The sequence below is a fragment of the Streptomyces sp. SYP-A7185 genome, from assembly GCF_046103685.1.
Taxonomy (GTDB): domain Bacteria; phylum Actinomycetota; class Actinomycetes; order Streptomycetales; family Streptomycetaceae; genus Streptomyces.
Window position 1 is genome coordinate 5447053 of the sequence record NZ_CP122310.1, and the last position, 26696, is coordinate 5473748.

The 26696-nt window shown below is 70.3% G+C and carries 21 protein-coding genes; 8 read left to right on the forward strand and 13 right to left on the reverse strand.

Features of this window, described 5'->3' with window-relative positions; translation table 11 throughout:
* Nucleotide 1 precedes the first annotated feature (1 nt).
* From QBL25_RS23930 to QBL25_RS23945, 4 genes are read left to right on the forward strand one after another with little or no spacing between them, the layout of a single operon-like run.
* The gene (locus tag QBL25_RS23930; RefSeq protein ID WP_409062756.1) at nucleotides 2-949 is read left to right on the forward strand and encodes an ABC transporter permease; all 948 of its coding nucleotides are present in this window, start codon (nucleotides 2-4) and stop codon (nucleotides 947-949) included.
* The gene (locus tag QBL25_RS23935; protein ID WP_409059053.1) at nucleotides 949-1839 is read left to right on the forward strand and encodes an ABC transporter permease; all 891 of its coding nucleotides are present in this window, start codon (nucleotides 949-951) and stop codon (nucleotides 1837-1839) included. Before QBL25_RS23930 ends, QBL25_RS23935 begins: the two co-directional genes overlap by 1 nt.
* 3 nt (nucleotides 1840-1842) lie before the next feature.
* Complete coding sequence (locus QBL25_RS23940; protein WP_409059054.1) at nucleotides 1843-2802, forward strand: ABC transporter ATP-binding protein; 960 nt, start codon at nucleotides 1843-1845, stop codon at nucleotides 2800-2802.
* Nucleotides 2803-3594 carry an ABC transporter ATP-binding protein gene (locus QBL25_RS23945; RefSeq protein WP_409059055.1) on the forward strand — a complete coding sequence of 264 codons (792 nt, stop codon included), beginning with the start codon at nucleotides 2803-2805 and terminating at the stop codon, nucleotides 3592-3594.
* A 685-nt stretch (nucleotides 3595-4279) separates the two neighbouring features.
* Here QBL25_RS23945 and QBL25_RS23950 read toward each other — a convergent pair.
* Nucleotides 4280-4483 carry a cold-shock protein gene (locus tag QBL25_RS23950; RefSeq protein WP_006138897.1) on the reverse strand — a complete coding sequence of 68 codons (204 nt, stop codon included), beginning with the start codon at nucleotides 4481-4483 and terminating at the stop codon, nucleotides 4280-4282.
* A gap of 402 nt (nucleotides 4484-4885) precedes the next feature.
* On the opposite strand from QBL25_RS23950, the gene QBL25_RS23955 reads away from it, so the two are divergent.
* Nucleotides 4886-5704: a menaquinone biosynthetic enzyme MqnA/MqnD family protein gene (locus QBL25_RS23955; RefSeq protein WP_409062757.1), complete on the forward strand. Its 819-nt coding sequence runs from the start codon at nucleotides 4886-4888 to the stop codon at nucleotides 5702-5704.
* Between the two features lie 270 nt (nucleotides 5705-5974).
* Entirely contained in the window at nucleotides 5975-7711 is a 1737-nt protein-coding gene (locus tag QBL25_RS23960; protein ID WP_409059056.1) for a serine/threonine-protein kinase, read from the forward strand.
* A gap of 145 nt (nucleotides 7712-7856) precedes the next feature.
* On the opposite strand, the gene QBL25_RS23965 is transcribed toward QBL25_RS23960, so the two are convergent.
* Complete coding sequence (locus tag QBL25_RS23965; protein ID WP_409059057.1) at nucleotides 7857-12587, reverse strand: FtsK/SpoIIIE domain-containing protein; 4731 nt, start codon at nucleotides 12585-12587, stop codon at nucleotides 7857-7859.
* Between the two features lie 308 nt (nucleotides 12588-12895).
* Here QBL25_RS23965 and QBL25_RS23970 point away from each other — a divergent pair, with 308 nt between their 5' ends.
* Nucleotides 12896-13201 (forward strand): WXG100 family type VII secretion target, encoded by a 306-nt coding sequence (locus QBL25_RS23970; protein ID WP_361836889.1) that lies wholly within the window; start codon nucleotides 12896-12898, stop codon nucleotides 13199-13201.
* Between the two features lie 144 nt (nucleotides 13202-13345).
* On the opposite strand, the gene QBL25_RS23975 is transcribed toward QBL25_RS23970, so the two are convergent.
* The 10 genes from QBL25_RS23975 to QBL25_RS24020 form a co-directional block, all read right to left on the reverse strand.
* On the reverse strand, nucleotides 13346-13951 hold the full coding sequence (locus tag QBL25_RS23975) for a hypothetical protein (protein WP_409059058.1): 606 nt from the start codon (nucleotides 13949-13951) through the stop codon (nucleotides 13346-13348).
* Nucleotides 13948-14574 (reverse strand): hypothetical protein, encoded by a 627-nt coding sequence (locus QBL25_RS23980; RefSeq protein ID WP_409059059.1) that lies wholly within the window; start codon nucleotides 14572-14574, stop codon nucleotides 13948-13950. The genes QBL25_RS23975 and QBL25_RS23980 overlap by 4 nt, the downstream gene beginning before the upstream one ends.
* Nucleotides 14561-14989, reverse strand: coding sequence for a hypothetical protein (locus QBL25_RS23985; RefSeq protein WP_409059060.1), 429 nt, complete (start codon nucleotides 14987-14989; stop codon nucleotides 14561-14563). Before QBL25_RS23985 ends, QBL25_RS23980 begins: the two co-directional genes overlap by 14 nt.
* Nucleotides 14990-15047: 58 nt before the next feature.
* Nucleotides 15048-16313, reverse strand: a complete 1266-nt coding sequence (locus QBL25_RS23990) for a putative T7SS-secreted protein (protein WP_409059061.1) — start codon at nucleotides 16311-16313, stop codon at nucleotides 15048-15050.
* 12 nt (nucleotides 16314-16325) lie between these two features.
* A complete protein-coding gene (locus QBL25_RS23995) occupies nucleotides 16326-16616 on the reverse strand; it encodes a hypothetical protein (RefSeq protein ID WP_409059062.1) in 291 nt (96 codons plus the stop codon).
* Nucleotides 16617-16968: 352 nt separating this feature from the next.
* Nucleotides 16969-18039: a hypothetical protein gene (locus tag QBL25_RS24000; RefSeq protein ID WP_409059063.1), complete on the reverse strand. Its 1071-nt coding sequence runs from the start codon at nucleotides 18037-18039 to the stop codon at nucleotides 16969-16971.
* The gene (locus QBL25_RS24005; protein ID WP_409059064.1) at nucleotides 18030-18701 is read right to left on the reverse strand and encodes a hypothetical protein; all 672 of its coding nucleotides are present in this window, start codon (nucleotides 18699-18701) and stop codon (nucleotides 18030-18032) included. Before QBL25_RS24005 ends, QBL25_RS24000 begins: the two co-directional genes overlap by 10 nt.
* 170 nt (nucleotides 18702-18871) lie before the next feature.
* Entirely contained in the window at nucleotides 18872-19615 is a 744-nt protein-coding gene (locus QBL25_RS24010; protein ID WP_409059065.1) for a hypothetical protein, read from the reverse strand.
* A 543-nt stretch (nucleotides 19616-20158) separates the two neighbouring features.
* Entirely contained in the window at nucleotides 20159-21469 is a 1311-nt protein-coding gene (locus tag QBL25_RS24015) for a hypothetical protein (protein WP_409062758.1), read from the reverse strand.
* A gap of 91 nt (nucleotides 21470-21560) precedes the next feature.
* Nucleotides 21561-23513, reverse strand: coding sequence for a hypothetical protein (locus QBL25_RS24020; RefSeq protein ID WP_409059066.1), 1953 nt, complete (start codon nucleotides 23511-23513; stop codon nucleotides 21561-21563).
* Nucleotides 23514-24490: 977 nt separating this feature from the next.
* Here QBL25_RS24020 and QBL25_RS24025 point away from each other — a divergent pair.
* Entirely contained in the window at nucleotides 24491-25132 is a 642-nt protein-coding gene (locus QBL25_RS24025; protein ID WP_409059067.1) for a hypothetical protein, read from the forward strand.
* Between the two features lie 225 nt (nucleotides 25133-25357).
* Here the strand turns inward: QBL25_RS24025 and QBL25_RS24030 are convergent, their stop codons facing one another.
* Nucleotides 25358-26182, reverse strand: coding sequence for a S1 family peptidase (locus tag QBL25_RS24030; protein ID WP_409059068.1), 825 nt, complete (start codon nucleotides 26180-26182; stop codon nucleotides 25358-25360).
* Nucleotides 26183-26696 lie beyond the last annotated feature (514 nt).

Sequence of the window (26696 nt, forward strand, 5' to 3'; positions counted from 1 at the left end):
CGTGCTCGCTCGGATATCCCGACGGCTCGCGGGTCTCGTCGCCACCCTCTTCGCCGCCTCGTTCGTCATCTTCGCCGCCGTGTACGCGGCTCCCGGCGACCCCGCGGTGTTCCTCGCGGGCGGCCGGGACAAGCTCACGCCGGAGCGCCTGGCCCAGGTACGCGCGCAGTACCACCTGGACGAGCCGCTGGTGGTCCAGTACGGCCGCTGGCTGTGGGACTGCGTCCACTTCGACCTGGGGCGCTCCTTCAAGTACAGCGACCAGGTGGCCGACCTGGTGACCGCGCGCTTCCCGACCACGCTCCAACTCGTGGCGTACGCGACCGTGTTGTTCGTCGTCTTCGGCGTCGGCGCGGGCATCCTGGCCGCGGTGAAGCGCTCCACGTGGGTGGACTCCGCCGTCGTGGGCGGTACGACGCTCGCCGCCTCGGTCCCGTCGTTCGTGGCGGCCATCGCGCTCGTCTCCCTCTTCGGGGTGCAGCTGGGGTGGTTCCCCGTCTCGGGCTCGGGGGAGGGCTTCGGGGGCACCCTGCACCATCTGACCCTGCCCGCCGTGTCGCTGGCGCTCGGCGCGCTCGCCATCATCAGCCGGGTCACCCGGCAGGCCATGGCGGACGCCGCCGCCTCGGACCACGTCGAGGCGGCACGCGCCTCGGGCGTCCCGGAACGCGACATCGTCCGGCGGCACGTCCTGCGCAACGCGCTCGGGCCGATCATCACGATGTGCGGCCTCGTCATGGCGGGGATGCTCGCGGGCACGGTCGTGGTGGAGACGGCGTTCGGCATCAGCGGCATCGGCTCGCTCCTCGTGGGCGCCATCAACACCCATGACTTCCCGGTGGCGCAGGCGGTCCTGCTGCTCATGGTCACCGGCTACATCGTGGTGACGACGCTGGTGGACGTGGTCCACCCGCTGCTCGACTCGCGCGTGAAGGAGGCACGTTCCTGATGGCTTCCACCACTTCCACCACTTCCACCCCTGTCTCACCTCCTTCCGGTCCGGCCGTGGCGCTCGCGCCCCTGGGCGTCGACCGAGGCCGGCGACCCGTCGGCGTCATGGTGGCCGCGGGGCTCCTGGGCCTCGTCGTCCTCGCGGCGGCGTTCGCACCCCTGCTCGCGCCCTACGCCCCGGACGCCATCGACCTCTCCGCCTCGCTGGTCGGGACGTCGGGCGACCACCTCCTCGGCACCGACTCCTCCGGACAGGACCTGCTGTCGCGGGCGCTGTACGGAACCCGCACGAGCCTCATCGCACCGATCCTGCTCCTCGCCGTCGCGGCGGTGCTCGGCGTCACGCTGGGGGTGCTCGCGGCCTGGCGCGGCGGCTGGGTGGACGCGCTCGTCTCGCGGATCACGGACGTGATGTACGCCTTCCCCGGCCTGCTGTTCACCGTCCTGATCATCGCCGTCTTCGGCGCGGGCATGACGACGTCCGTCCTCGCGCTCGGCCTCGCCTTCACGCCGACCATCGCCAAGTACGTCCGCTCCCTGGCCCTTTCGGAGGCCCGCAAGCCGTACGTCGACGCCTACCGGGTGCAGGGGATGGGCGGCGCGCGGATCTGCGTCGCCCACCTGGTCCCGAACCTGGGCCGGGCGATCCTGGGCTACCTGGTGGTGCTCTTCGGCGAGGCACTGATGTCGCTCGCGACCCTGTCGTACCTGGGCTTCGGCGCCCAACCGCCTTCTTCCGACTGGGGCTTGATGGTGCAGGAAGGGCAGGCGGCCGTCGTACAGGGCGCGCTGCTCCCGGCGCTCGTCCCCGGCACGGCCATCGCCCTGGTCGTCGTGTCCTTCAACGTGGTCGGGGTCTGGGCCGCCGACCGGCTAGGGAGGCAGTGACCCATGCTGCTGGAGATCGAAAACCTCACCCTGCGGGTACCGGGCGCGGCCCGGCCGCTCCTCGACTCGGTGTCCCTCACCGTGGGGCCCGGCGAAGTCGTCGGCCTGGTCGGCGAGTCGGGCTCGGGCAAGTCGACCACCGCGAAGGCGGCGCTCGGCCTGCTCCCGGCCGGCTCGGTGACGTCGGGTTCCGTCCACGTGAACGGCACCGAGGTCCTCGCCCTCACCGGCGAAGCCCTGCGCACCCACCGCGCCCGGACCGTGGCCATGGTCCACCAGGACCCCCGGGCCGCCCTCAACCCCGTACGCCGCATCGGCGACTTCCTCGTCGAGCGGGGAGCGAGCCGGGAACGGGCCGTCGAGCTCCTGGACACGGTCGGCCTCTCGGACCCCGAACACCGAGTACGGCAGCGCCCGCACGAGCTGTCCGGCGGCATGCTGCAACGCGTGGTCATCGCGGGCGCGCTCGCCGCCGAACCGGGCCTGCTGCTCGCGGACGAGGCGACCAGCGCGCTGGACGTCACGACCCAGGCGGAGATCCTGGCCCTCCTGCGCCGACTGCGGGCCACCCGCGACCTGGGCCTCCTCTTCATCACCCACGACCTGCACCTGGCGGCCGCGTACTGCGACCGCGTGTACGTCATGTACGCGGGCCGGGTGGTGGAACAGCGCGCCGCCAAGGCCCTGTTCGACGCCCCGGCCCACCCCTACACCCGGGGCCTGCTCGCCTGTTCGCCCACCCTGGGCGACACGGCCCACACGCTCCGGCCGATTCCGGGCCGCCCGCCGTCCCTCTCGGACACCTTCCCGGGCTGCCCGTTCGTGGCGCGCTGCGGGGAGTCGGAGGATGCCTGCGGGACGTGGACGCCGGAGCAGTCGGATCTCGACGACGGCGGGACGGTGGCCTGCGCGGTCGTCGCGGCGAAGGTGCCGGGCACGCATGTGACAGAGGTGAGCGAGTAGATGAGCACCGACCTGCTGACGGTGGACGGCCTCAGCAAGAGCTACCCCCTGCCGGGCGGCGGCCGCCAACTGGCCGCCGACGCCGTGACGTTCACCGTCCGGCCGGGCGGTTCCACGGGGATCGTGGGCGAATCCGGCTCGGGCAAGACGACGGTGGCCCGCATGCTGGTGGGCCTGGTCCGCCAGGACTCCGGCACGGTCACGGTGGAGGGCCGCCCCCGCGCGGCCCGTACGCCACGGGGGCGCACCGCGCGGCTGGCCAGGGCCCGGGAGATCCAGATGGTCTTCCAGGACCCCTACCTCTCCCTGGACCCGCGCCTCACCTCCACGCAGTGCCTGCGCACGGCCCTGCATCTGCACGGCAGGGACGAAAGCCTGGTGGCGGGGCTCCTGGACCAGGTGGGGCTCGGCTCCCGCGAGGCCGGCGCCCGCCCCCGCGAACTCTCCGGCGGCCAGCGCCAGCGCCTGGCCATCGCACGGGCCCTCGCGGTGGACCCCCAAGTCCTCGTCCTGGACGAGGCGGTGGCGGCATTGGACGTGTCGATCCAGGCCCAGATCCTCCAGCTGCTCGGCGAGATCCGCCGGGACACGGGGGTGGCCCTGGTCTTCGTCAGCCACGATCTGGCGGTGGTCCAGCACATCACGGACGAGGTCCTGGTGATGCGCCGAGGCAAGGTGCTGGAACAGGGCCCCACCCAACAAGTCCTCACCACCCCGAAGTCCCCCTACACAAAACGCCTCCTGTCCTCAGTCCCAAGAAAAACCTGGAACCCCGAGGCAAGCACCTCGTAGGGAGCGCGGAACGAGGTCACCTGGCGCGGGCACCCGGGAGGAGACACGGGGAACGAGGGCGCCGGGCGTAGGGGCCCCGGTAGGGGCACGGGAAACGAGGGCGCCTGGTCGGGCGCCCCGGGGGAGGTGCGGGGAACTGCGCGCCTGGTGGGCGCCCCGGGGGAGGCACGGGAAACGACGCGGTCTGGCGTGGGGGCCTCGGTAGGGGCACGGGAAGCGAGAGCGCCTGGTCGGGCGCCCCGGGGGAGGTGCGGGGAACTGCGCGCCTGGCGTGGGTCCCGGCGGGGACGCGGGAAACGACGGCGCCTGGCGCGGGCGCCCCGGAGGAGGCGTGGGAAACGACGCGGTCTGGCGTGGGGGCCCCGGTAGGGGCACGGGAAACGAGGGCGCCTGGTCGGGCGCCCCGGGGGAGGCGTGGGAAACGACGCGGCCTGGCATGGGCCCCGGCGGGGACGCGGGGAACGAGGGCGCCTGGCGTGGGCGCCCCCGAAGGGGCGCGGGGAACTGCGCGACCAGCCCCCACCCACCCGCAGAAAAGAAGGCCCCCCAAGGCCCAGGGGCCAGAAAAAGGCAGGGGCCCCGCCTCTCCGCTCGCACGGGGAGGCAGGGCCCCTTGGGTACTGCTATCCATGTCCGGATCAAGTCACCGGAACTGTCACACGCCCCACGCGAATGGGGCGCCCCACTACATGGGGGTGACGTTCTCCGCCTGCGGACCCTTCGGGCCCTGCGTGACGTCGAAGCTCACGGCCTGGTTCTCCTCAAGGGAGCGGAAGCCGTTTGCGTTGATCGCGGAGTAGTGGACGAAGACGTCGGGGCCTCCGCCTTCCTGGGCGATGAATCCAAAGCCCTTTTCGGCGTTGAACCACTTCACGGTTCCGGTAGCCATAAGCCCTCCTTGGGCCAAAGGGTTGCCCTGCTCCAGAACCAGCGATTGTTGAAACAACTGCATAAGTCTGAAAACGACGAGAGCCCGCGGGTCACATGCTCCGCAGGCTCTGTACTGCAAGGGAAACCAAACTGCAACTTGCGGCGAGCTTAGCACGCAGGCAGCCGAAAGCAATAGGGGGCAAGATCACGTCACCCGGATGTTTGACGGACCCCCTAGAAGGGTTGACGTACCAGGTCGAAAGCTCTTGACAAGGACGGGATCGGGGCCCCGCTTTCTGCACCGTACCGCAAGGGGGCTAGCCTCCCCGATGTGGACAATTCTCCCGTTGACACCCTCACCGGGGAGGGCTCAGATCAGCTCCCCGGCCATCGCCGCACCCCCCGGCCGCGCGTCGGTCACATTCAGTTCCTGAACTGCATGCCCCTGTACTGGGGTCTCGCGCGCACCGGGACGCTGCTCGACTTCGAGCTCACGAAGGACACCCCGGAGAAGCTCAGTGAGCAGCTGGTGCGGGGCGATCTCGATATCGCGCCCGTGACCCTCGTCGAGTTCCTCAAGAACGCCGACGACCTCGTCGCATTCCCCGATCTCGCGGTCGGCTGCGACGGCCCGGTCATGTCCTGCGTGATCGTCTCGCAGGTACCCCTCGACCAGCTGGACGGCGCCAGGGTCGCGCTCGGCTCGACCTCGCGCACCTCCGTGCGCCTGGCGCAGCTGCTGCTCGCCGAGCGCCACGGCGTGCGCCCCGACTACTACACGTGCCCGCCCGACCTCGGCCTGATGATGCGGGAGGCGGACGCCGCCGTGCTCATCGGGGACGCGGCCCTGCGGGCCAACCTGATCGACGGACCGCGCCTCGGTCTCGACGTATACGACCTGGGCCAGATGTGGAAGGACTGGACGGGTCTGCCGTTCGTCTTCGCGGTCTGGGCGGCGCGCAAGGACTACGCGGCGCGTGAGCCTGCCGTGGTGCGCGAGGTGCACAAGGCGTTCCTGGCCTCGCGCGACCTCTCCCTGGAGGAGGTCGGCAAGGTCTCCGAGCAGGCCGCCCGCTGGGAGGCCTTCGACGCCGAAGTCCTGGAGCAGTACTTCACGACGCTCGACTTCCGCTTCGGCAGCGCACAGCTCGAGGGCGTCGCGGAGTTCGCGCGCCGGGTGGGCGAGACGACGGGCTTCCCCGCCGACGTGCGGGTGGAGTTGCTGGGGTCGCAGCCTTAGTACGCGACGGGCGGTGATCCGGGCCGGGGCCACCGCGATACGGCCCGGATCACCGGGATACGTACCGCAACCACCGGCATGCGGGCCGAGATCACCGGCATGCGGCCCGCAACCACCGGCGCACCGGCCGCAACCCCCGGCACACGGCCCGCGACCACCGCGATACGTGCCGCCACCACCCGGCACGCCCGCGGACTACCCTGAGCCGCAGACAGTGCCCGCGGCCCGTGCGGCCGCGGCCGTGCGGCGCGTCCGGGGGAGGCCTTCGTCATGCACCCGCTCGATCCCGGCGAACCGACCGTCATCGGGCCCTACCGGCTGCTCGGCCGGCTGGGCTCGGGCGGCATGGGCCGGGTCTACCTGGGCCGCAGCGCGGGCGGCCGTACGGTCGCGGTGAAGGTCGTCCACCCGCACTTCGCGCTCGACGAGGAGTTCCGCGCCCGCTTCCGGCGCGAGGTGGAGGCGGCGCGGCGGGTGGGCGGCGACTGGACCGCGCCGGTCCTCGACGCCGACCCGGAGGGCACGGTCCCATGGGTGGCCACGGGGTACGCGGCGGGCCCCTCACTGGCGGACGCGGTACGCGACCTCGGCCCTCTCCCCACCCACTCCGTACGCGTCCTGGTGGCGGGCCTCGCCGAAGCGCTCGCCCACGTGCACGGACTCGGCCTCGTCCACCGCGACGTCAAGCCGTCGAACGTGATGCTCACGATGGACGGCCCCCGGCTCATCGACTTCGGCATCGCGCGGGCCACGGACGGCACCGCCTCGCTCACGTCGACGGGCGTCTCGGTCGGCTCTCCCGGCTACATGTCGCCGGAGCAGATCCTCGGCAAGGGCGTCGCCGGATCGGCGGACGTCTTCTCGCTGGGGGCCGTCCTCGTCTACGCGGCCACGGGCGCGGCGCCGTTCCCGGGCGACTCGTCGGCCTCGCTGCTCTACAAGGTCGTGCACGAGGAGCCGGAACTGGGCGAGCTGGACGGCGAGTTGCGCGAGCTCGCCGCCGCCTGCCTGGCCAAGGACCCGGGTGCCCGCCCCACGCCGGACGAGGTCGCCCGGCGGCTCGCCCCGGCGGGCGTGAGCGGCCTGGTGGCGGCCGGGTGGCTGCCGGGCCCGCTGGTGGAGCGGGTCAGCCGGAGCGCGGTACGGATCCTGGACCTGGAGACGGACGGGGCCGGAGCCGCCGAGCAGCCCTCGGGCCCGGTGCCGTTCGGCACCTCGATGGTCGGCGGGGCGCGGGGCGCCGAGGCCCCGGCCCGCGAAGTGCCCCTGAGCGCGGGCGCGTTCGGCCCCCCGGATCCTTCGTACGCGGCACTGCCCACGGCGACCCCGCCGCCCACGAGCTCCTCGACCCCCGCCGACTCCGCTCCTCCCGCGTACGTCCCCACCCAGACGTCGGCGCCCTCGGGACCGCCCGGCCGGGTGACCGTCTCGGTCGCGGCGACCTCATCGCCCGGCGGCGCGGACGGCCGGGGCCGCAAGGTCAGCTGCACGCTGGTCCTCGGGATCGCGGGCGCGCTGGCCGCGGTGACGGTCGGGTCCGTCTTCGTCTTCGGCCTGCTGCCGGGCGACGACAACGACAAGTCGAGCGACGCGGGCGGGCAGCCCCCGGCCGCGACCGCGAGCGAGCAGCCCGGCGACGGCACGGACCAGCCCGGCGACGAGGTCCCCGCCTCCTACCGCGGGACCTGGGAGGGCCCGGCGGTCGCGGCGAACGGCGCGGTTCCGATGGGGACGTTCCGCCTTGAGGTGGAGAAGGGCGAGGTCGGCGAACGCTTCGCGGTCATGACGCAGACGGACCAGCTGGGCGGCACCTGCGCGGTGGACCTGACCCTGAAGTCGGTCTCGGACAAGGAGATCGTGGCCCAGGGCAAGGGCCAGGCGAAGAGCGCCGCCCAGTGCACCAAGAACACCCACACGGTCCGACTCCGCCCCAAGGGCGACGACCTGCTCTACCTCTCGGAGAACGCGGAGTCGGGAAACCCGGAGGCACGGATGTCGCGTCTGTAACCCCGGGCACGACGGCAAGCATGAGCAGCCCGCAGCCCGCAGCCCGCAGCCCGCAGCCCGCAGCCCGCAGCCGCCGTGCGCCGCCAGGCGGCTCAGCCCGCCGCCGCCCCGCCCCGCTAGGCGGCTCAGCCCGTCGCCCGGCGCGTCACATCGGGGTCGTGACGGTGACCGGCTCTCCGCTGCCCGTGTACAGCAGGCCCTTGCCCGGCGCGATCGGGCCGCCGACCATGCTGCGGGTGGTCCGGATGCCGATCAGTTCGCCGCTGGAGGAGTCCTGCGGGGAGAGCAGGATGCCGCGGCGGCCCTTCTTCGCCTCGACCTGCCAGCCGGAGAAGCCGCCGCACACCTCTTCCTCGTCGCCGCCGATGATGAGGCCGAGGCCCCGCTCGGCACCCCGCTGCACGAGACGCTTGAACTCCCGCTCGGCGTCGCAGTCCTCCAGGACCTCGCCGTCGTCGATGATCCACACGATCGGGTCCTCGGGAGACGCCGACTCGACGGCCTCCTTGAAGTCGTCGCTCTCGATGTCGTCGTCCTTGAAGACCTTCAGGACGCCTTCCCGGCCTTCGAGTTCCCGCAGCGGCGAGGGCCGCGGGGCGGCGATGACCAGCCGTACGCCCTGGGTGAGGTAGGACCGCGCCAGGTTCATCAGCGTCGTGCTGCGGCCGGACTTGGCCGGGCCCGCGACGACGAACGTCGGCACGCCCTGCCCGAGGTCCGGGCCGAAGCCCATGATGTCGTCGCCGCCGATGCCGGCGAGCGCCCACAGCTTGGAGCGCGAGGCGTCGGGGTCCCGCATCTCCCACGCGTCGGCGAAGGTGATGCGGCTGGGCAGGCTGTCCACGCGGAACGGCTTGCGCGAGCGCGGCACGTCCGCGTCCCGCAGGGCCGCCGCCTCGCCGATCTCGGAGATCGCCGCGGCCTGGCCCTGGCCCGTGGAGTCCTCGGCGAGGAGCGCGAACTGCGTCTCCGTGCCGTGTTCGTTCTTGAAGCCGCGGCCCGGCGGGATCTCCTCCGGCACCTTGCGGGCGTTCATGCCGAGCATCGAGAAGTCGGAGCGGTCGGCGAGCCGCAGGCCGTACTTGTCCTCGGTGAGCGAGGCCATGCGGCCGATGAGGACCTGGCGGTCACCGGTGATGACCAGGTGGATGCCGACGCTCGCGCCCTCGCGCATCATCGCCTGGAGCTCGTCGGTCAGCTCGCCGTGGTCGTACTCGCCCAGGGTCGGCAGCCAGCCCTCCCAGCGGTCGAGGAGCACCACGATGTGCGCGAGCCGCTCCTCCTCGGGCACGGCGGCCCGCTGCTCGCCGATGTCGGCGAAGCCCTTGTCGGCCAAGAGGTCCTGGCGGCGCGTCAGTTCGCCCTTGAGGCGGGTGATGAGCCGTACCGCGCGCTCGGTCTGGTTGCGGCTGACGACGGCGCCGCAGTGCGGAAGCCGGGTCAGCGCGTTGAGCGCGCCGTTGCCGCAGTCGATGCCGTAGAGATGGACGTCGGCCGACGAGTGCGTACGGGCGAGGGAGCCCGCGATCGTACGGAGGATCTGCGAGCGGCCGCTGCGCGGGGCGCCGCCGATGAGCAGGTGCCCGAACGTCTCGAAGTTCACCACGACCGGGCGGCGCGCCTGGTCGGAGGGGATGTCCTCCAGGCCGTACGGGGCCGGGGCGAGGGAGCCGGGCTTGTCGCTCGCGGGCGGCAGCGGGATCTCGTCGAGCTGGAGCGTCTCGGAGAGCGCCGGCAGCCAGGGGCTGTGCTGGGCGGGGATGCCCATCGTGGCGTTGGCGTCACGCACGGCGTCCACGAGGACCTTCAGGTCGGTGATCTCCTCCTCCTCGCGCGCCTCGGCCTTGGGCTTCACCAGGGCGGCACGGCCCAGGTCCTCCCAGCCGAGCGGTCCCGCCCAGGGCGCGAGCAGCGCCGGGTCGGTGGCGCCGGGCCTGCGGCCGCCGACACGTCCCGACTGGAAGGGCACGAGCGAGGCGTGGCCGAGCCGGACGTAGGCGCGGCCCGGGGTGCTCTTGGCGATGTGGCCGGCCTCGGGGGAGTCGATGACGTCGCTGGACTCGGCGCCGTCCGTCACGCGCAGGGCGATGCGGAGGTTGGTGTTGGCGCGGATCTCGGGCGACACGACACCGCTCGGACGCTGCGTGGCGAGCAGCAGGTGGATGCCGAGGGAACGGCCACGCTGGGCGATGTTGACCAGACCCGTCACGAAGTCGGGCAGGTCGCGCACCATCGAGGCGAACTCGTCGATGACGATGAGGAGCCGGGGCACGGGCGGGTGCGAGGGATCACGGCGTACGAGGTCCTGGTAGTCCTCGATGTCCTTCGCGTCGGCTGCGGCCAGGATGTGCTCGCGCCGCTTCAGCTCGGCGCCCAGCGACTCCAGGGCCCGCTCCACGAGGTGGGCGTCGAGGTCGGTGACCATGCCGACGGTGTGCGGCAGCTTCACGCAGTCCTTGAACGCGGAGCCGCCCTTGTAGTCCACGAGGACGAAAGTCATGTTCTCGGGGGTGTTGGCCACGGCGAGCGCCGCCACGATCGTCTGGAGCAGCTCCGACTTACCGGAACCGGTCGTACCGGCGATCAGGCCGTGCGGTCCGTCGCGCCGCATGTCGATGCCGAAGGGCCCGTCGTACGACTCACCGATGACGGCCATCGTCGACTGGCCGCTCACCTGCCAGCGCGCGGTGATCTGCTCGGCCGTCGGCGGCTCCAGCTGGAGCACGTCGAGCAGCCGGCTGGAGCCGGGCAGCGCCGAGTCCTCGGTCTCGCCGCTGATGTCCCGCAGCGGCGAGAGCGCGCGGGCCAGGCGCCCGCACCAGGCGGGGGACACGAAGTCGGGCCGTACGGAACGGATGCGGGCGGCGCCGGTCTGCTCGACGCGCAGCCGCAGTTCCAGGGGCTTCTCGGCGCCCTGCTCGCTCTCGTCGGGCTCGGCGGAGTGCCAGGCCTGGAAGGAGGGGAAGCCGCCGGGGGCGGACGGGACGGTGGCCTGGGCGCCGCCGGGCGCCTGGGCTCCGCCGGGCGTGGGCCGGGCCGGGAGGCTTATCTCCTCGGGGCGCGGCTCGGCGACCACGACGGCCTGGCACTCGCCGGGCAGGAACCGTTCCTCGGAGTCGAGGCAGAGCGCGAACATGGACACCGCGGGTCCCTCGCGGAGCAGCTTCACCACGCCGGGCATGGACCGCAGCCGCCGTGACCCGTCCCAGATCACCACGATGTCGGGGTCGCCGAAGGACGCCGCGCCCCGGTTGTTGTTCTCCTTGGCGGCCTTCTGGCGGGCGGCGAGGATCTGGGTCAGTTCGCCGATGCGGGAGCCGACGGTCTCGGCGTCCGTCCCGATCAGCACGTTGGCGTCCTGCGCGCCGGAGGGCCGCGCGTGCGGCAGCCAGCGCGTCCAGTCCCAGGTCTCGCGCGCGGAGTTCTCGGTCAGCACGTAGAACTGGACGTCCAGCGGGCTGTGCAGCACCGCGGACTGCGCGACCGCCCAGCGGCCGAGCGCCTGGGCGGAGTCGCCGGGGCCCGCCATGCCGATGACGCCGAGCTTGCGCAGCGAGAGCGCGACGGGCGCGTCCTCGATCTTCCAGGTGACCTCGCGCTTGTGGTCGTCCTGCTCGGGGTCGTCGAGCACGACCTCGGAGTCGAGCCGCCCGGTGCCGACACGCAGCAGCAGATGGTCCTCGTCGGTACGCCGCCGCTCCCACAGGCGGGTACGGGGCCCGGTGCTCAGAGAGAGGATCCCGGCCGGGCTGAGGATGGCCTGCCGCCTGTCGAGCCGCTCGGCGACCAGCGCCTCCTGGGCGTCCCTCTCGATCCGCTCCTTGTGCTCGTTGTACTCCTTGACCTGCTTGGCATGGGACTTGCGCCCGTGCTTCTTGTCCATGAAGTAGTTGCCGAACAGGATCAGCGGGCTCAGGGCCGCCATGATCAGGTAGTACCAGCGCTGGAAGATCATCACCGATACGAGCGCGCCGACCAGCGGCGTGAGCGCCATCAGCCAGGGCAGCGGCCGGGCCTCGAAGTCCCGTACCGGGTTGGGCAGCTTGAATTTGGTCTGCCGCTCGGGCGGACGCAGGCGGGGCGGCCGGTTGTAATCGAGTCCCGCGCCGTCCTCGGACCACTTCAGTGCGGCATTGGGCGGGGAGTAGCGGTCGAGTTCGAGAAGGGTATTGCCGAGGGCGATCTGAGCGCCGAGCGGCCATTCGCCTTTGTCGCGGGGCGTATCGCGCTTGCCACGCTTTTCGCTCTTCTTATTCTTCTTCTTGCTTTTCTTGCTCTTGTTGCCGTTGGTGCCGCTTTCGTCGGATGCGGCGGTTTCGGACTCGTCGACGTCACCAAAAGGCTTGCCTTCGATGGTCACGCCGTCTATGTCCCCATGTACGGCGACTTGGCAGGTTCCATCGGTTGCAACTGACAACGTCAGGGCCCGCGCGGGCAGTTCCGGATCATCGATGCGGATGTACGAGGCGGGTCCGCTGCCTATGTCGTACCGCCCGATCCCGAGCCGGTGCACGGCACCGGCGGCGGGCCCGCCCGCGACGCGCAGCTCGACGAGCCCGGTGGGTTCGCCGGGCAGGCAGCCGGCGGGATCGTGCAGGCTGACGACGGCGCCCTCGCGCAGCGCGGAGGTCCCGATGGTCGCGGCGGCATCGATGGGATAGCCGTCCACGAAGACGATCGGCGCCCCGGCCTGGCCGGTCCCCGGCTGGAGTTGGTGCCCGCCGATGGGGATGATCTGTGCGTCGCCGCCGCCGTACCCCACGTGGGAGGCCAGCTCCTTGGCGATGTCCCCCACGGAGGACTCAGGATCGGCGTCGAGCACGACGTCGGCGTCGGCGCCGCCGAGCGGATCGACGACGGTCAGAGTCAGGCGCACGATCGTCCTCCCCTTAAGCCCCTTTTGACCGCTTCCGGAACACGGTCACAGCGGCAAATCCACAGTGCCTGTGAGGCTGTCCACAGTGCCTGTGACGATAGCCGCTCCACCCTTCCCGCAGGCAACGGGCCGCCATGAGCTCATAGCAGAGCTGTGACTCAACCGGGGTGTGCTCACTTCTGCCCCACCCGTAAGCTGCTGACCCAAGAGCGGAAGATCGCACGAACGGCCGAACGGCCTTCGAGCGGCCCGCGCTGAGGAGCCAAGGGGGATGGCCCTGCGGCGAGTTGGATTGGATGTGAAGCCACATGGCCAAAGACGCCGATATCACATATGAGGAGATGCGGACCGCGGCGGGCAAGCTGAACGACGCCAAGGACAAGATCGATGAGAAGCTCGACGCCCTCGAGCGCTTCATCGAGAACCTGGTGAAGAACGGCTACACGACTCGCAAGGGTTCGCAGGCCTTCGAGGACTCCTTCAAGGAGTTCAAGAAGGGCGCCAAGGACACCATCGAGGGCCTCACGGGCATGGGCAAGTTCCTGACCAGCGCCGCAAAGGCGTACGAGGACCTGGACGACGACCTCGCAAGGGGCGTCAAGGGCAAGGGCTGACCAAGGCTTTGCCCTGTCGGAGTATGCCGGTGCGGTGAACTGCCACGAGGTGGTGGTTCACCGCACCGAGCCGATGGTCTCGCGGACCGAGAAGGCGGAAGCGCCGCGCCCGTCAACGGCCGTCCGCCACCTACCCCCGGGGCGTTATGTGTCGAGGTTGACGAAGAGGCTTCGGGCGAAGTCGTCGAACTCGTCGATGTTCGCCGTGATCCACCCGATGTCCTCACCGACGGTTCGCACGATCACGTCGATGCCGAGCGATTCGATGCGCCAGGCGTAGTTCACCGAGCAGCACATCGCGCCGGCTTTGGCCGCGACGAAGAAGCGGATCGAGCGCTTTCCACGCCCCAAACGCTCGGTGTCGAAGTCGACGACCTCGGGCTCTTGTGCGGCTCCTGGCTCGTCTTTCTGGACGAGCTCGTCCAGCTTTGACTCGACGTCTCCCTCGCTCGGGCCCGCGTGCACGAGAAAAGTGAGGAACTCCCGGCGAGGATCGGGAACGTAGAGAAAGATCTGGTGCACCGGAATGGTGCGCGGGATCAGCTCGGCCGCGGAGTCCAGCTCGAAGGCGAGCATCTTGACCTGCTTCTTGTCGACCGGTTCATCGTCGACGAGTGCCCAGAGCAGGTCTGACGTACGACGGGCCCACTTCTTGCGCTCGCGCGCGGCCCCCCGCCCTTCGCCGAGAACAGGCATGGCGGGCCAGACGGTGGGATCGCTGTCCGAGTCGAGGGAGAAAGTGACGTTCACTCGGTCCTCCAGCGGAACGTGGTCATGATGGCGTCGAAGAGTTCGACGAGGACTTCGGCAAGGTCGCCCGCGGGGTCTCCGTCACCGATGGTGCTGAAACTGATGACGACCCATCCGGAATCCGCACCGGTCGACGGCACTTGCACGACGTAGTCGACATGCTTCGACGGCGCCTCGGCGCCTTTCTCCGGGTCCGCGTCCACCGTCCGTTCTTTACGAACCGCCGCGGACCCCGCCACCTCCACGGATTCGGCATCCGCGGAATCGGTCAGCAACTGCGCCAGCACGTCCTGCCGATCGACCCCGTCGCGCAGGGCGGGGGCGACCTTGGCGACGATGATGGAAGCGGCGACGAGGATTCCGTGCATGGGCTCCACGGGGAGATAGAGGTCCACGCCGCCTCGTCGCCGCGCGTCATTGACCGAGGTGTTCAGCCTTCGGTACAGCTCCAGGCGGGCTTTTGCCACCTTGTCCCGGGGCAGGTCTCCCGAGATCCTCTCGGCCGCCTCATCGACGATCTCCTTGACCGCCTCCTCGGTGCCTTCCTTCAGAGGAATCCGCGTCCAACCCGGAGGAATGATGAGGGTGTAGCCACAGGCGTTCTTGGTCTCAGCCGACGGCATCGCGGCGGCTCCTTCGATCGATCGCCCCATAGGCGAGTGCGATGGCAGCGGGCAACAACGGGGCGACGAGCACCGCGGGAACGTGGTGCATCAGCAGGAGCAGCGGCGCAAGTTGCGCAAGGCCACCGCCCACGAAGTAGCGGGCGAATTCCCGGCGCCATCTGGCTTGGTCGTGAAGGACGACCATGCCGACGGACAGGGCGGCGACAGCCAGCAGCGGCAAGGCTTGCCCCGGAATACGGAAGACACCGCTGAACGACTTCGGGATGGCCTCGGACGAGATGAGGACTCCGCCGACGATGGCGACGATGAGAAAGGCGAGCGGGGTCACGACAGCGATCCGCGCGTTCCTGATCACCACCCGGTCCTCGGGCGAGAGGCTGCTCGCCGCACCGGTCGTTCTGTTGTTCAGCATGGGAGCGGCTCCTGATTCCTTGCTTCTTGCCTCACGTGTCGGCCTACGCGACGCGTTGTCACCAGACGGACGTTGCCTGAGTCACGCCGTTGTTCGCCTTGAAGTCGTTGTAGCCTTCCCAACTGGGCTTGTGCGGGATGCCGAGACCGTCGCTCGCGGCGTTCAAGGTGTCGTTGTCACCCAGCAGTTTGTCGCCCCAGTCGACGGCCGTGCCGGCGTAGGTGGATCCCATGGCGGCGCCGTACGCGGCATTCCCGCCCCACTTGGTGCCTCGCGAGAGTCCCTCGCCGAAGAGCGCCTTGTTGTGCTTGATCCCCTGGCGCAAGGAGGCGAGTTCCTCGTCACCCAGGTGCGCCGCCTTGGACCAGCCGCTGGGCGGTGGCATCTCTTCGGCCACGCGTCCGGCACGTCCGGCGATCCCCTTGCGGAGGGCGGTCATCTCCTGGCGGACGGCTGCCTTGGCCGCATCGTCGGTCGAACCGGCGAGGCGGTTGGCCAGTTGGTTGCGGAGGGACTTGGTGGCCTGTAGCCCGTCCTTGAGCTTGGTGACCCTGTGCACCGTGGAGGCGGCGCGGGTCGACTTGCTGGCGGCTTTGAGACCGATCATGGCGCCCCGGCCGAGTCCCATGGTGAGCAGCCCGAAGGCGTCGAAGGCGACATCCATCCAGGTGGCCTTTCCGGCCTTCACCAGGACGAAGCGGCCGGCCACGACCAAGAGACCGATCCCGATGACCAGAAAATTGAGACCTGGAACGAAGAGCGCGGCAATGGCCAAGGCCGTCCCGATCCAGCTGAGCACGTCGAGGAAGAGCTTGAATCCCTCGGCATGTTCCTTGGCCCAGGAAACCAAGTCGTCCCAGGGACTGTCTTCCACCGCGTCATCGATCGCGTCCAGGATGTTCGTGCGCGCCGTACTCGCGTGGTTGCCGTAGTGGGAGATGGCGGTGGAAAGCTGCTCACGCGCATCTTCTACGGCGCTTTCGTCCTTCTCGTCGGCCTGGGCCTTGTCACGCGCTTTCTTGGCCAATCCCTGGGCATGCTCCAGCTCGGTGGCCCACGTCTTCAGATGGCCCGATACTTTCTCGTAGCGCCCCTTGGTCTTCTCGAAGCGTCCTGCGAGCTCGTCGGACTCGTCCTTCAGGCTCTTCGCGTACTTGCCCTTGATGTTGTCGTCATTCCCGAGTTCGCGGAGCTTCTTGACCTGCCGAGCCAGGGTCTCCGCAATGTTCGAGAGCCGCTTTGCTTCCTCGCGAATCGCGTCTGGATCGCCTGGCGTCGGGTCTGATTCGGCAATCGGGGACCAGTCGGCCGGACGTCCAGCCATGTGAGTCCTCCCTCACTTGCTCTTGCGCTTGTTGGCTTCGGCGAGTTCTTTGTCGAGCTTCTCGAAGTTCTCGATTGCCTGCTCGACCAACTTGCCCACCTTTTCGATGCTCCCCAGCATCTCCTTGCGGTGGTCGTTCCAGTTGTCCGTGAATTCCTCCATGGCACCCGAGACGAAAAGAGATCCGTACTCGTCACGCAGGTCATTCTGGTGGCCGGAGCAGTTCTTGAACTCCGTACGGACTGTCCCCAGGTCCTTCTTGATCGTGTACAGGTAGTCGTAGTCCACGCCGAGATCAGCCATGTCGATGCTCCTCGGACATGATGCGGCGGTTCACGGGCTGCTCCCGGTGGGGCGGGGGTGTCTCCATCGGGCCGACGTTATCCAGGGGACTGCTGGTTCCGCCAGGGCTCATGGCCGGGCAGGCCGCCAGATCCCGGCGTACTGTCACAGCTTCGTGCTGCGAAGGGCGCAGCAAACATCCTGGCAGAGTGTGTGACAGCGGAAGACCCCGGCCGCCGTGAGGCTGCCGGGGTCAAGGTGAGCGACCGGTTTTTGCCGGTGCAAGCGGCTGGTGGCAACGCCGAAGGGGCGGTCGCTCTTCCGGGTGAGCCGTAGGAGCTCATGAAGCTGTCTCCGGCCAGGATGGCCCGGGTTACCGGTTGATGGACTGGACTTCTTCGACCGTGATGTCCTGGACCGCCTCGATCGTGCCGTCCGGCATGCCCACCGGAGCTGCCTGGCCCGTGCCCTGCCAGGTGATCTCCCAGGTGAGGGAGGCCTTCAGGGGGTACGAGTCGCCGCCGGACGAGCGGTGGTACGTGATGCCGCAGGGCGGGGTCTCCTTGGACTTGCCCTTGGCGTAGGGCTCACCGATCTTGCCGTCGACGATGGGGCATTCACCGTTGGCGGGGATGGTGGTGGCGTCCTTGGTGCCGGGTTCGAGCGTGAGGGACTTGGGGGTGGCGGTCGTGGTCGCCGTCAGGTTGAACCCCGGCACGTCGATCGCCGCCGTCGCCGTGACGTCGTCGAAGACGGCCTCGTCGAGCCAGGCCCACGTGGGCAGGTTCACCTTGGTGACGGCCTCGGGTGCGAGGGTGACCTCCGTGCCCGGCAGCTCCATGTGCTGGTAGGCGAGCGCCGCGAGCATCTCCGGCGTGATGGCCTCTTCGTACTGGGGCGGCGGGGGCTCGCCGTTGTCGACCCAGAAGGGGAGGTCGGAGCACGACATGCGCTTGAGGGCGTCCGGTTCGTTGGGGTTCTCGACGCCCGCCCAGAACATCCCCTCGCCGTCCTTCTCGACGTTGTAGTCCTTGTAGCCGGGGGTGTCCGTCCAGCCGTAGTCGTCCTCGTAGTGGCGCTGGAGCTGGCCGAGGGCGGCTCCTCCCGAGCCGAGGCCGGGGGTCTGCATCTGATCCTTGATGTCCGCGGACATCTTCTTCTTGAAGTCCTTGGCACCGAGGTACGGGGCGTACCAGCAGGCCGGCGGGTCCCAGTTCACGTCGGCGGAGGATACGTTTCCGCTGCTGCCGTCCACGGTGACGGCTCCGGAGTACTTGACCTGGGCGGCGGCGTAGATGCCGGTCTTGTCGCGTCCGCCCTCCTCCTTGGCCCCACCCTTGCCGTTACCGAAGTCCTCGTCGGCGTGGGCGACCCCGCCCGCCAGCAGACCGCTGAGGGCCAGGGACAGCGAGAGGCAGACGGTCACGGCTCGATTCACGCGCATCGATCCGCCTTCTCCGTCACGTATACGACCGAAGCACGCCACAAGTCTTCATCCCCCGGGAACTTGGACATAATGATCTTGAAGAAGTCGTACGAAGCCGCTCCGGGTGTCCCCTTGCGGACCTTCTTCGACTTCACTTCCTTCGAGTAGAACTTGCTGGAGTCCACACAGAACGAGACCTCGACCGCCTCGCCGTTCGGAGCCTTGCGCACCTTGTCCTGGAAGTGGCGCCGCGTGCCCGTGGAGGTCAGGCCCGCGTCGACGCGGCCCTGGATCTGGGTGCGGGCGTAGGTGAGGCCCTTGTCCGTCGCATAGGTGGAGACCGCCGGGTCCTTCACCGTCTGCTCCGCGACTCCCCGGTAGATCGACTGCACGAAGTGCCGGGCATCGTCCAGCGCCGCGGCCTCGTCCTTGTCGCCGGGCTTGGTCCAGTCGAAGACGAGGTCGATGTCCTTGGGCAGCGTCAGGTCCACGCCGTCCGGCTTGGTCTCGTCCTGCGCGGCCGAGGGCGCGTCGGACTTCTTGGCCTTCCCGGTCTCCTGATCGGCGCCGGCGATCTTGTCGTCGTCCTTGGAACCGTCGTCTCCACTGCCGCAGGCGGTCAGGAGCAGGGCTGCGGTCGCGGCGAGCGCGGCGGTGACGGGCATGGTGCGGCGATTCACGGTCGGCTCCCGGTGGGGCGAGGGGGTCTCCAAAACACGGACGCTATCCATGGGGTTGCCGGTTTCACCAGAGTCGATAGCGGGGCAAGTCACACCATCTCGGTGAACCGTCATCGTCTCGTGACGCCCGGCGGCCACCGCGAGGGTACCGCCGGCCGCTTCCGACCCCGTCAACTGAGCTTTGCCTCCTGCGACTTGACGACGGCCGGGAAGATCTTCCCGGTGCCGGGACGCTTCTGAACGAAGGCGTTTCCGTCCACCGCGGAGTAGATGGCGATGGTGTCGCCGTGGCGGGTGACCTGGGTCTGGACGGTGTGCGTGTCGCCCTCGTACTTGGTCGCGGCCTTGAAGGCGAGGGACTCGTCGGCGCCGGGCGTGGGCGGGATCCCGGTGGTCTCGCGGGTGATGGACGAGTACGAGTTCGACGCCTTGTCCCCCTTCGCCGTGAAACCGCCCTTGCAGGCGCCGACGGCCTTGCTCACGGAGGCCATCGCGGCCTCTGCCTTGCCGGGCGCGTAGGTGGCGAGCGTGACGTAGGTGAAGGCGCCGTCGAACTCCTTCTTCTCGGCGACGCGTACGAAACTGTCCCGGGCGTCACCGACAGGGAACTGGTTCATCGCGTGGCTGAGCGGCGCGCAGACGGGCTTGTCGTGCTTGATGCCGTCCCGCGACTTCGCGAAGACGAAGTTGTCGGAGGGCTTCACGACGGTGTGGGCGGGCACTTCGTCCTTGGCCAGGGCGAGTTGGGCGGCCGACTTCGTGGGCTTCTTCTTGGCGGGCGCCGCGGAAGCGCCGGCCGCCTTGTCGGAACCATCGCCCTTGCTCCCCTTGCTGCCCTCGCCGTCGTCCCCGCTGCCGCCGCAGGCGGTGAGGAGCAGGGCGGCGGTCGCGACGAGCGCGGTGGTGACGGGCACGGTTCGCTGGGTCCGGCGGGTTCGGTGGGTCCGGCGGTTCACGGTCGGCTCCTGGTGGTGTGGGGGCTCCGGCCCGACGTTAACCGCGGTGCCGACGGCCCCGCCACCGCGGAAAGCGGGGCAAGCCGACGCATCCCGGAGGACTGTCATCGTGTCGTGATCCGGGGCGGGGCTGCTCGTCGGTGGGTGGGCAACCGTGAGGTGCTGAGGGCTGTCGGTGGGTGGGTGCGCGTGAGGTGCTGGGGGCTGTCGGTGGGTGGGTGCGCGTGAGCTGCTGGGGGCTGTCGATGGGTGGGCATCTGAGGGCTGCCGGCGGGTGGGTACGCGTGAGCTGCCGGTGGGCGGGCATCTGCGGGCTGCGGGTGAGCGGACACCTGAGGCTGCCGGCGGGTGGGCGCCGGAGCGCTGCCGACAGGCGGTCACCCGTGAGCTGCCGACCGGGGCCTGAGGCTCCGAGGGTTCTTCTGCCCTCCGGCCCTCCGGCCCTCCGGCCCTCCGGCCCCCCGGCCCCCCGGCCCCCGGCCGCCCCCGGCCCCCTCACCTTCACCCCCGCCCGAACTCCCCCCGCCCCACCAACCCCGCCAGCCCCTCCCCGGCAGGCTCGGGGAGCAAGGAGCCGTACCCCGTGGCCGCCCACAAGCTCTGCTCGCCCGGCACCTCGAAATACGGGACCCTGCGGCCGTCGACGTGGTCCGTGAGGACCTCCGGTGCGCGGCGGGCGCGGACCGCCGCCCCGCATTCCTCGCAGGCGGCCACGTGCAGCTGGTCGCGGCGGCCCAGGGGGCGCCAGTGGATACGGCGTTCCGCGCGGCCGTGGAGGGGGTTGAAGAAGCAGAGGGGGAGCGGTGAGACCGTGCCCTCCAGGGCGTCGCGGCCCGACGTGACGAGGGCCAGCACTCCCGCCAGGTCGGGCAGGCCACGCGCCGCGTCGAGTACCTTGCCCGCGGCCGCGTACGCATCAAGGGCGCCCTGCATGCCGGGTCGGGACGCGTCGGCCGCCTGGATCGCCTCGCCGAGCGCCAGCACCTCCGCCTCCGTCTGCCGCCGCAGCGCCGCCTCGTCGGCGGTACGGGAGGCCGCGAACACCGCCTGCGGGGAGGCGAAGGGGGAGCCGGTCGCGCTGGGGTAGCGGTTCGGCCGCCCGCGCCCCCGTCGACGTAGGCCCACGAAGGCGAGGTGCGGCCCCCGGCGCCCCCGCCGACGTACGCCCGCGAAGGCGAAGAGACCGGCGGCCGCCAGCACCACCGCGACCACGACACCGCCCGGCAGCAACCAGGACGAGCCGCCGCCCTCCCCGTCCGCGGCCGACGGCCCTTGAGACAGGCCCCCGCCGTCCCCGTCCCTGCCCCCATCCCCGCCCCGCAGGTCATCGGTGGCGTCCTCGTACGCCTTCGTGCCGTCGCCCCGCGCGATCAGTTCGATCGCCTTCTCCGTCTGTGCCGCGAGCCCCGCGTCCTTGAACTCGTCCAGGAAGCCGACCGCGCCCACCGCGACACGGACCTGATGCTTGCCCTCGGGCCACTCGTAGCCGTGGAGGTCGTGGCTCAGCTTGTCGCCGCCGGTGACGAGGATGAGCTCACGCCGGTCGATGTGATCGCGTACGACGCCCGCGAAGGCCTCGGCGTCGCCGTCGTACGCGTCGCCCTGGACCAGCGGCACCAGCGCGACCTTGATCGGGAGACCGGTCTCCTCGATCTGCCGTACGAGTTGCTTCTGGCGCGCGGGGGGCACGGAATCGGCGTACGAGGCATCGACGTACACGGGTGACGTGCCCAGCGCCTCGGCGATCTTCTCGCCCGGGCTGGGCGCACCGGGCACCTGCGCGGCGGCGGGGAAAGCCGTGGCCGCCACCATGAGGACGGCGACAGCGAGGCCAATGGCGGCGGCCGAGAGGGCTGCCGTGCGAGCTGCCGCCCGGGCAGCCGCGGAGGAGGCACGCTTCACGTCACTGGACACCAACGTGCTCCCTTACCTGGCGGATGAGTTGCGGAATCCCGTCGCGTACGGCGGAAAGGGGCCCCGACGCCTCCTCGTACGGCACGCGCCCGCCGCGCCCCGCAGCCGGCAACGTGAGCCGCAGCGTGTACGCGAGGCGCGGCTGCACCTCCACGAGCACCCGGCACTCCGCGCACACCGGGATGGTGCGCAACCGCTGGTCCCCGGGCGCGTATTGCGCGTCGCGCCAGCCCGTGGCCGGCCCGTGCAGCGGATTGAGCCCGCAGCAGGCCTTGTCGAGGCCCGCGAGCGCGGCCCGCCCCACCCTCGCGAGGACGATGGCCGCCGCGAGGTCGGCGGGCGTGGTGTCGTCGTCGATGTGCCCGTCGGGGTCGCGGTCGACGAGGAGCGTCGCGGTGTCGAGGCAGTCCCAGACGCGCGTGCGGACGGCCGACTCTGGCAGGAGCGCGGCATCCTGGTCGAACGCCCGCGCCAGTACGTCGAGTTCGTCGCGAGCCGTCCGGCGCAGATAGCCGAGTGACGGGTCGGGTGGTGCCGGGAAGGAGGTGTCGGCGGAGGGGGGAGTCGTCGTCGTACGCGACCGCCGTAGACCCGGTACGGCAAGACGCAGGATGCCGAGCAGCGCGGCGACCAGCCCGAAGACGAGTCCGGCGGCGACCGCGCCGACCATGAGCCCCGGCCAGAAGTCACCCGAGAAGAGCGGGGAGAGCGCGTTCGCCTCGACGGGGTCGGGTGCGTCGTCCATGCCGAGCGAGGAGGTCTGTGGCCGGGCGGTGCGCGGCGCCTTGTCGAGGAACGTCATGAGGGCGTCGAGCCGCTTGCCGAGCTGGTGGTCGCCGGAACGGTCGTCGTCGTCGCCGTAACGGATCGAGTCGGGAAGGTCGAAGGCGACGAGATCGGCGTCGATGCGCACGTCGTACGTCACAACGTCGATGGAGCCCCCGAGCGGATCGGCGACGACGTAGACACCGCGTTCGCCCTTCTCGCCGATCTTCTGCCGGACGGCTTCCAGGAAGAGCTCGGGTTCGCCCTCGGACTCGTCCTCGGTGAGCTGCGGCACGAGGGCGACGAACACCGGTCCGCGGTCGAACTTCGCGATGCGCGCGCCGAGTTCGCGCGTCTGCGCGGAGTCGAGCGGGCGCGGACTCTCGGGATCGCTGTAGACGGGCCCGCTCTCGCGCAGCCCCTCGGCGACGCGCTCGACGCGGCTCGACAGGTCGGCGGCGGTGGGGGGTGGCGCGGGGCTGGACGTCGTCTGGTCGAAGACGAGGGTGGCGCCGAGGGCGATGGCCACGGCGGCGAGGAGGGCGATGGCGGCTTCGACGCGGAAGGGGGTGAGGTGGGAGGTGAGGCGGGCGGCGGAGGGGCGGCGGGGAGCGGCTTCTACGGCGCGCTCGACGGGGTAAGCCTTGCCGCGCCCCGTGGCCGGCCCCTTGCTCGGCCTCTTGCCCGGCCCCTTGCTCGTCCCCTTGGGGTTGCCGTCGGCAGCTGGTGCGGGCCGACGCCGGCGCCACCAACGGCGGACGTACGGACTGACACAGATGATGAGGAGCGGTACGCCGGTGAGGGCGATCCCGGTGACGAACGACTGGTTGTCGCGGTCGACGGGATCGATGTGCATCTTCGGGACGTCCCCGCCGGCGCGATCGTTCTCCGCGCGGGCGGCCTCCGCGCGCTCGGCGGCCTTCGCGCTGCCCCCGGCGATGACGTCGGCGAATCGCTCGAAGCTGAGCAAGGGGCCCGCATCGTACGGAAGTTCATAGAGCGCCACGGCTGAAGCGTCGTCGGCGGGCGCCCGCACCCCGAAGGCCGTGGCCTCGGTGACCCCCATGTCGTCGACGAGCACGTACAACCCGTCACGCCCCAGCCGATCGTGCACGGCCGCGAGCAGCTGCTCCGCGTTGAGGCCCTGGTCAGGCAGGACCATGACGTAGGTGGGCACGCCGGTGCGCTGGGCGAGCGCGGCGAAGTCGGGGGCGGTGGAACGGGGGATGTCGCGGGGGAGCTGGTCGCTGACGTAGACGGGATGGTTACGGAGGGCGGCGGCGAGGGAGGCGGCTTGGGTGGGGGCGGGAGCGGTGGCGGTGACGGGAAGGGGAGAAGCGGAGGCGGCGGGGGCCGGGTTGACGGCACCACGCGGCGGAAGGAGAAGAAGAGCGGAGAAACAGAGGAAGGCGAGCAGACCGAGAAGAGAAAACCGCGAACCACGACGAGCGAAAGCGCGAGCGCGAGCGCGAGGCGGATGCAGGAACCGGGGCTGAGACCCAGACCGAGGACGACGCGGGGCCCGAGAGCGCCCGGCCGAGTGACCCACGGCCCTAGACATGGCTCCCCCACCACCACGGTCACCCATCGCCCACACCCACACCCGCACCCGCATCCACCCCCACACCGGCACCGGCACCCGCACCCGCACCAACCCCCACACCCGCCCCACCCCGTAACTCATTGGGCGCACTTTACTGTCGCGACGGTGGCGTTTCCATGGTGGTCATGGGGGTGCTGTTGCGGGCCGGAACGAGGGAGCTGGCCGTCCACGGGTCCGACGAGCGGATCTCGACGCCGAGATCGCCGTGCGGCCGCCGGCTCACGAGGGGCGTCCCGGCGGCCGAGTGTGCGGAGGCGAAGGTGCGTTCCGAAGATCCCTGAGCCAGCCCTGACCCGAACGGTGTCGCTGAGCACCTGCCGAGCCGCCCCGCGCTGCCCGGAGTGCCCGTGAAGAGCCGAATCCAGTGAGGCGTGCTCCACGCCCTGCTCAACGGAGGGCCGCCCGTCGCCGTGGTGTGTTCGGATTGGCCGGGTGCAAGGGAATCCCGTCCTGGGGCCGGAATGAGGGGCCGGGGGTGGGACTTTTCTGCAATCGGGTGCCGCCTCGTAGGGTGACAAGCCAGAGTCGACCAAGGGGACGGGGACAACAGCATGGCCCGCTACACCGAAGCGCAGACCATCGCCCGTGGCGGGTTCAGCATCAAGGTGCCGGAGACCTGGTGGGAGTTCGACGTCCGCCCGGAGTCGCGTGACGCCGGCATCCGGCAGATGATCAACGACCGCATACGCGAGCGCCCCGAGCTGGAGCCGCACCGCAACACCTTCGAGGGCTTCCTCCGCAAGGCGTCCAAGGAGGCCTGGCAGTCCGGCGCCCTGTACTGCGGCTGTATGGCCGAGAGCTTCGGCGGCGAGGTGCCGATAACCGGCTCGGTCACGGTCTCCCTGGTCGGCGCCCGCACCTCGAACGGCGACGTCATGCCGACCGACCCCGCCGCGATCGTGGCCCAGCTCGGCGTACGCGAGGCCAAGCGCGAGGGCGACACGTACCGGAAGGTGACGACGGTCGACATCCCGGGCGTGGGGCCGGCGGCCCGCACGTACGGCATCGAGGACGTCTCGGTCCCCGGCGACGACCGCACGATCCGCGTCGTGCTGATGCAGACGTTCATCCCGGTGCCGGGCCAGGAGGGCAAGGTCGCCCTGGTGGCGGGCAGCAGCCAGGTCCTGGACCTGGCGGAGTCCTTCTTCGACATCTTCGACGCGGTGACGTCGACGTTCCGCTTCGCGGAATAACTGCACTGAACGGATCGGGCGCTTCCGTCCCGAGGCCCGATACGGCTGGAAGCCGGTGGCTGATGCCACGGGACGAGCCAGGGCGCCCCGTGCCCCGCTCTTGCTCGGGTAGCCCTGGCTCTTCCTGCGGCCGCTGATCCATGGTCGCCGTTCCATGGCCACTGCCCCGTCGCGGGACTCACGCGACGCACATCAGCGACGGATCAGACGCACATCAGCGACGGATCAACCGCGGTTCATCGTCCGCTTCATCCGCTTTCCCGCCGTCGATTCATCCAGCGTCTTCCACAGCTTTGACGAGCTCAGTGACGTGTAGACGCCCGGGGCTCCCTGGGCTCCGCAGCCGTCTCCGTACGAGACGACGCCGATTTGGATCGGGGCCCTGCGGCCGGGGACGTTGCGGAAGATGGGGCCTCCGCTGTCGCCCTGGCAGGAGTCCTTCGTCTCCACTCCCGCGCAGAAGTTGACCTTCGCGTCGTACTCGGCGTAACTCGTGCCGCATTCCGCGTGGGAGAGGATCGGGACCTTCACCTCGCGCAGGCGGTCCGGGGTGTGGGGGAGGTCCGTGTCCGTGTTCCCCCAGCCCGCGACCGTGGCCTTCTGGCCCGGGCGGATCAGGGCGTCCGTGCCCTGCGTGGGGAGCGCGATCGGGCTGATGCCCCGCACCGGCTTGCTGAGCTGGATGAAGGCGATGTCGTACGCCTCCTGGCCCTTGAGGTAGCGCGGGTGCACGACCACGCCGCCCTTGGCCACGTTGCGTATCTGGCCCTGGCCGGCCTTGGAGAGGACCGTGCGGCCCACCGCCACCTGGAGCTTCTTCGGCTTGAGGGGCTTGCCCGCGTCGTCCACCAGGCAGTGCGCCGCCGTCATGACGGTGTCGGGCGTGGCCAGGCTGCCGCCGCAGAACTGGCGGTCCAGCGGGCTGCCCGCGCCCTTGTCCAGCACGGCCGCCATGAACGGGTAGGCGTCGCTGGGTACTTCGGTGCCGCCGATGATCGCGTGCGCGGCGGGGGTACTGGTGGCCAGCAGGGCAAGTGCCGCCGTGGTCACGCCGGTTGCCGCCAGGGCCTTGTTGCGTGACGTCTTCCGCGACGCACGTCGTACGCGAGAGGGACGTGAGGGAAAGGAAAGTCTCATGGGGGTTGAACTTCTCTTCCGTTTCGAGCACAGCAGGATTCTTGGTGCGGTACTTCACCGCTCGGCACGCCGCCACCGCAGCTCAAGTCGTCACCACAGCGCCAGTCGTCGTTGCAGCGCAAGCCGTCACCGCAGCTCAAGTCGTCACCACAGCGCCAGTCGCCGTTGCAGCGCAAGTCGTCACAGTGCTAGCTGTCGTCGCAGGTTTCGTCGTGCCGGATCGTGAGACGGGAGAGCGCGGGTGGGGGTTCATTGAGGTGAGCGACGGTTCATCGGCTGGCCGCGATGTCCCCATACCATCCGCACGGCACCCCCCCCCCACAAAATGGCCGAACCCCGACCAACCCCACCCCCCGGGAACCACTCCCGCCCCTCCCCGCGTCATCCGTCCGGCTGACGGATGACGTGTCCGGCAGTCGTCGAGCAG

What these genes read in the sequence shown, in the direction of transcription:
- QBL25_RS23985 (WP_409059060.1), bottom strand. Translation starts at nt 14,989, where the DNA reads ATGCTGAACAACAGAACGACCGGTGCGGCGAGCAGCCTCTCGCCCGAG.
- QBL25_RS23995 (WP_409059062.1), bottom strand. Translation starts at nt 16,616, where the DNA reads ATGGCTGATCTCGGCGTGGACTACGACTACCTGTACACGATCAAGAAG.
- QBL25_RS23940 (WP_409059054.1), top strand. Translation starts at nt 1,843, where the DNA reads ATGCTGCTGGAGATCGAAAACCTCACCCTGCGGGTACCGGGCGCGGCC.
- QBL25_RS23980 (WP_409059059.1), bottom strand. Translation starts at nt 14,574, where the DNA reads ATGCCGTCGGCTGAGACCAAGAACGCCTGTGGCTACACCCTCATCATT.
- QBL25_RS24000 (WP_409059063.1), bottom strand. Translation starts at nt 18,039, where the DNA reads ATGCGCGTGAATCGAGCCGTGACCGTCTGCCTCTCGCTGTCCCTGGCC.
- QBL25_RS23970 (WP_361836889.1), top strand. Translation starts at nt 12,896, where the DNA reads ATGGCCAAAGACGCCGATATCACATATGAGGAGATGCGGACCGCGGCG.
- QBL25_RS24015 (WP_409062758.1), bottom strand. Translation starts at nt 21,469, where the DNA reads ATGGTGGCGGCCACGGCTTTCCCCGCCGCCGCGCAGGTGCCCGGTGCG.
- QBL25_RS23935 (WP_409059053.1), top strand. Translation starts at nt 949, where the DNA reads ATGGCTTCCACCACTTCCACCACTTCCACCCCTGTCTCACCTCCTTCC.
- QBL25_RS23960 (WP_409059056.1), top strand. Translation starts at nt 5,975, where the DNA reads ATGCACCCGCTCGATCCCGGCGAACCGACCGTCATCGGGCCCTACCGG.
- QBL25_RS23945 (WP_409059055.1), top strand. Translation starts at nt 2,803, where the DNA reads ATGAGCACCGACCTGCTGACGGTGGACGGCCTCAGCAAGAGCTACCCC.
- QBL25_RS23990 (WP_409059061.1), bottom strand. Translation starts at nt 16,313, where the DNA reads ATGGCTGGACGTCCGGCCGACTGGTCCCCGATTGCCGAATCAGACCCG.
- QBL25_RS23950 (WP_006138897.1), bottom strand. Translation starts at nt 4,483, where the DNA reads ATGGCTACCGGAACCGTGAAGTGGTTCAACGCCGAAAAGGGCTTTGGA.
- QBL25_RS24025 (WP_409059067.1), top strand. Translation starts at nt 24,491, where the DNA reads ATGGCCCGCTACACCGAAGCGCAGACCATCGCCCGTGGCGGGTTCAGC.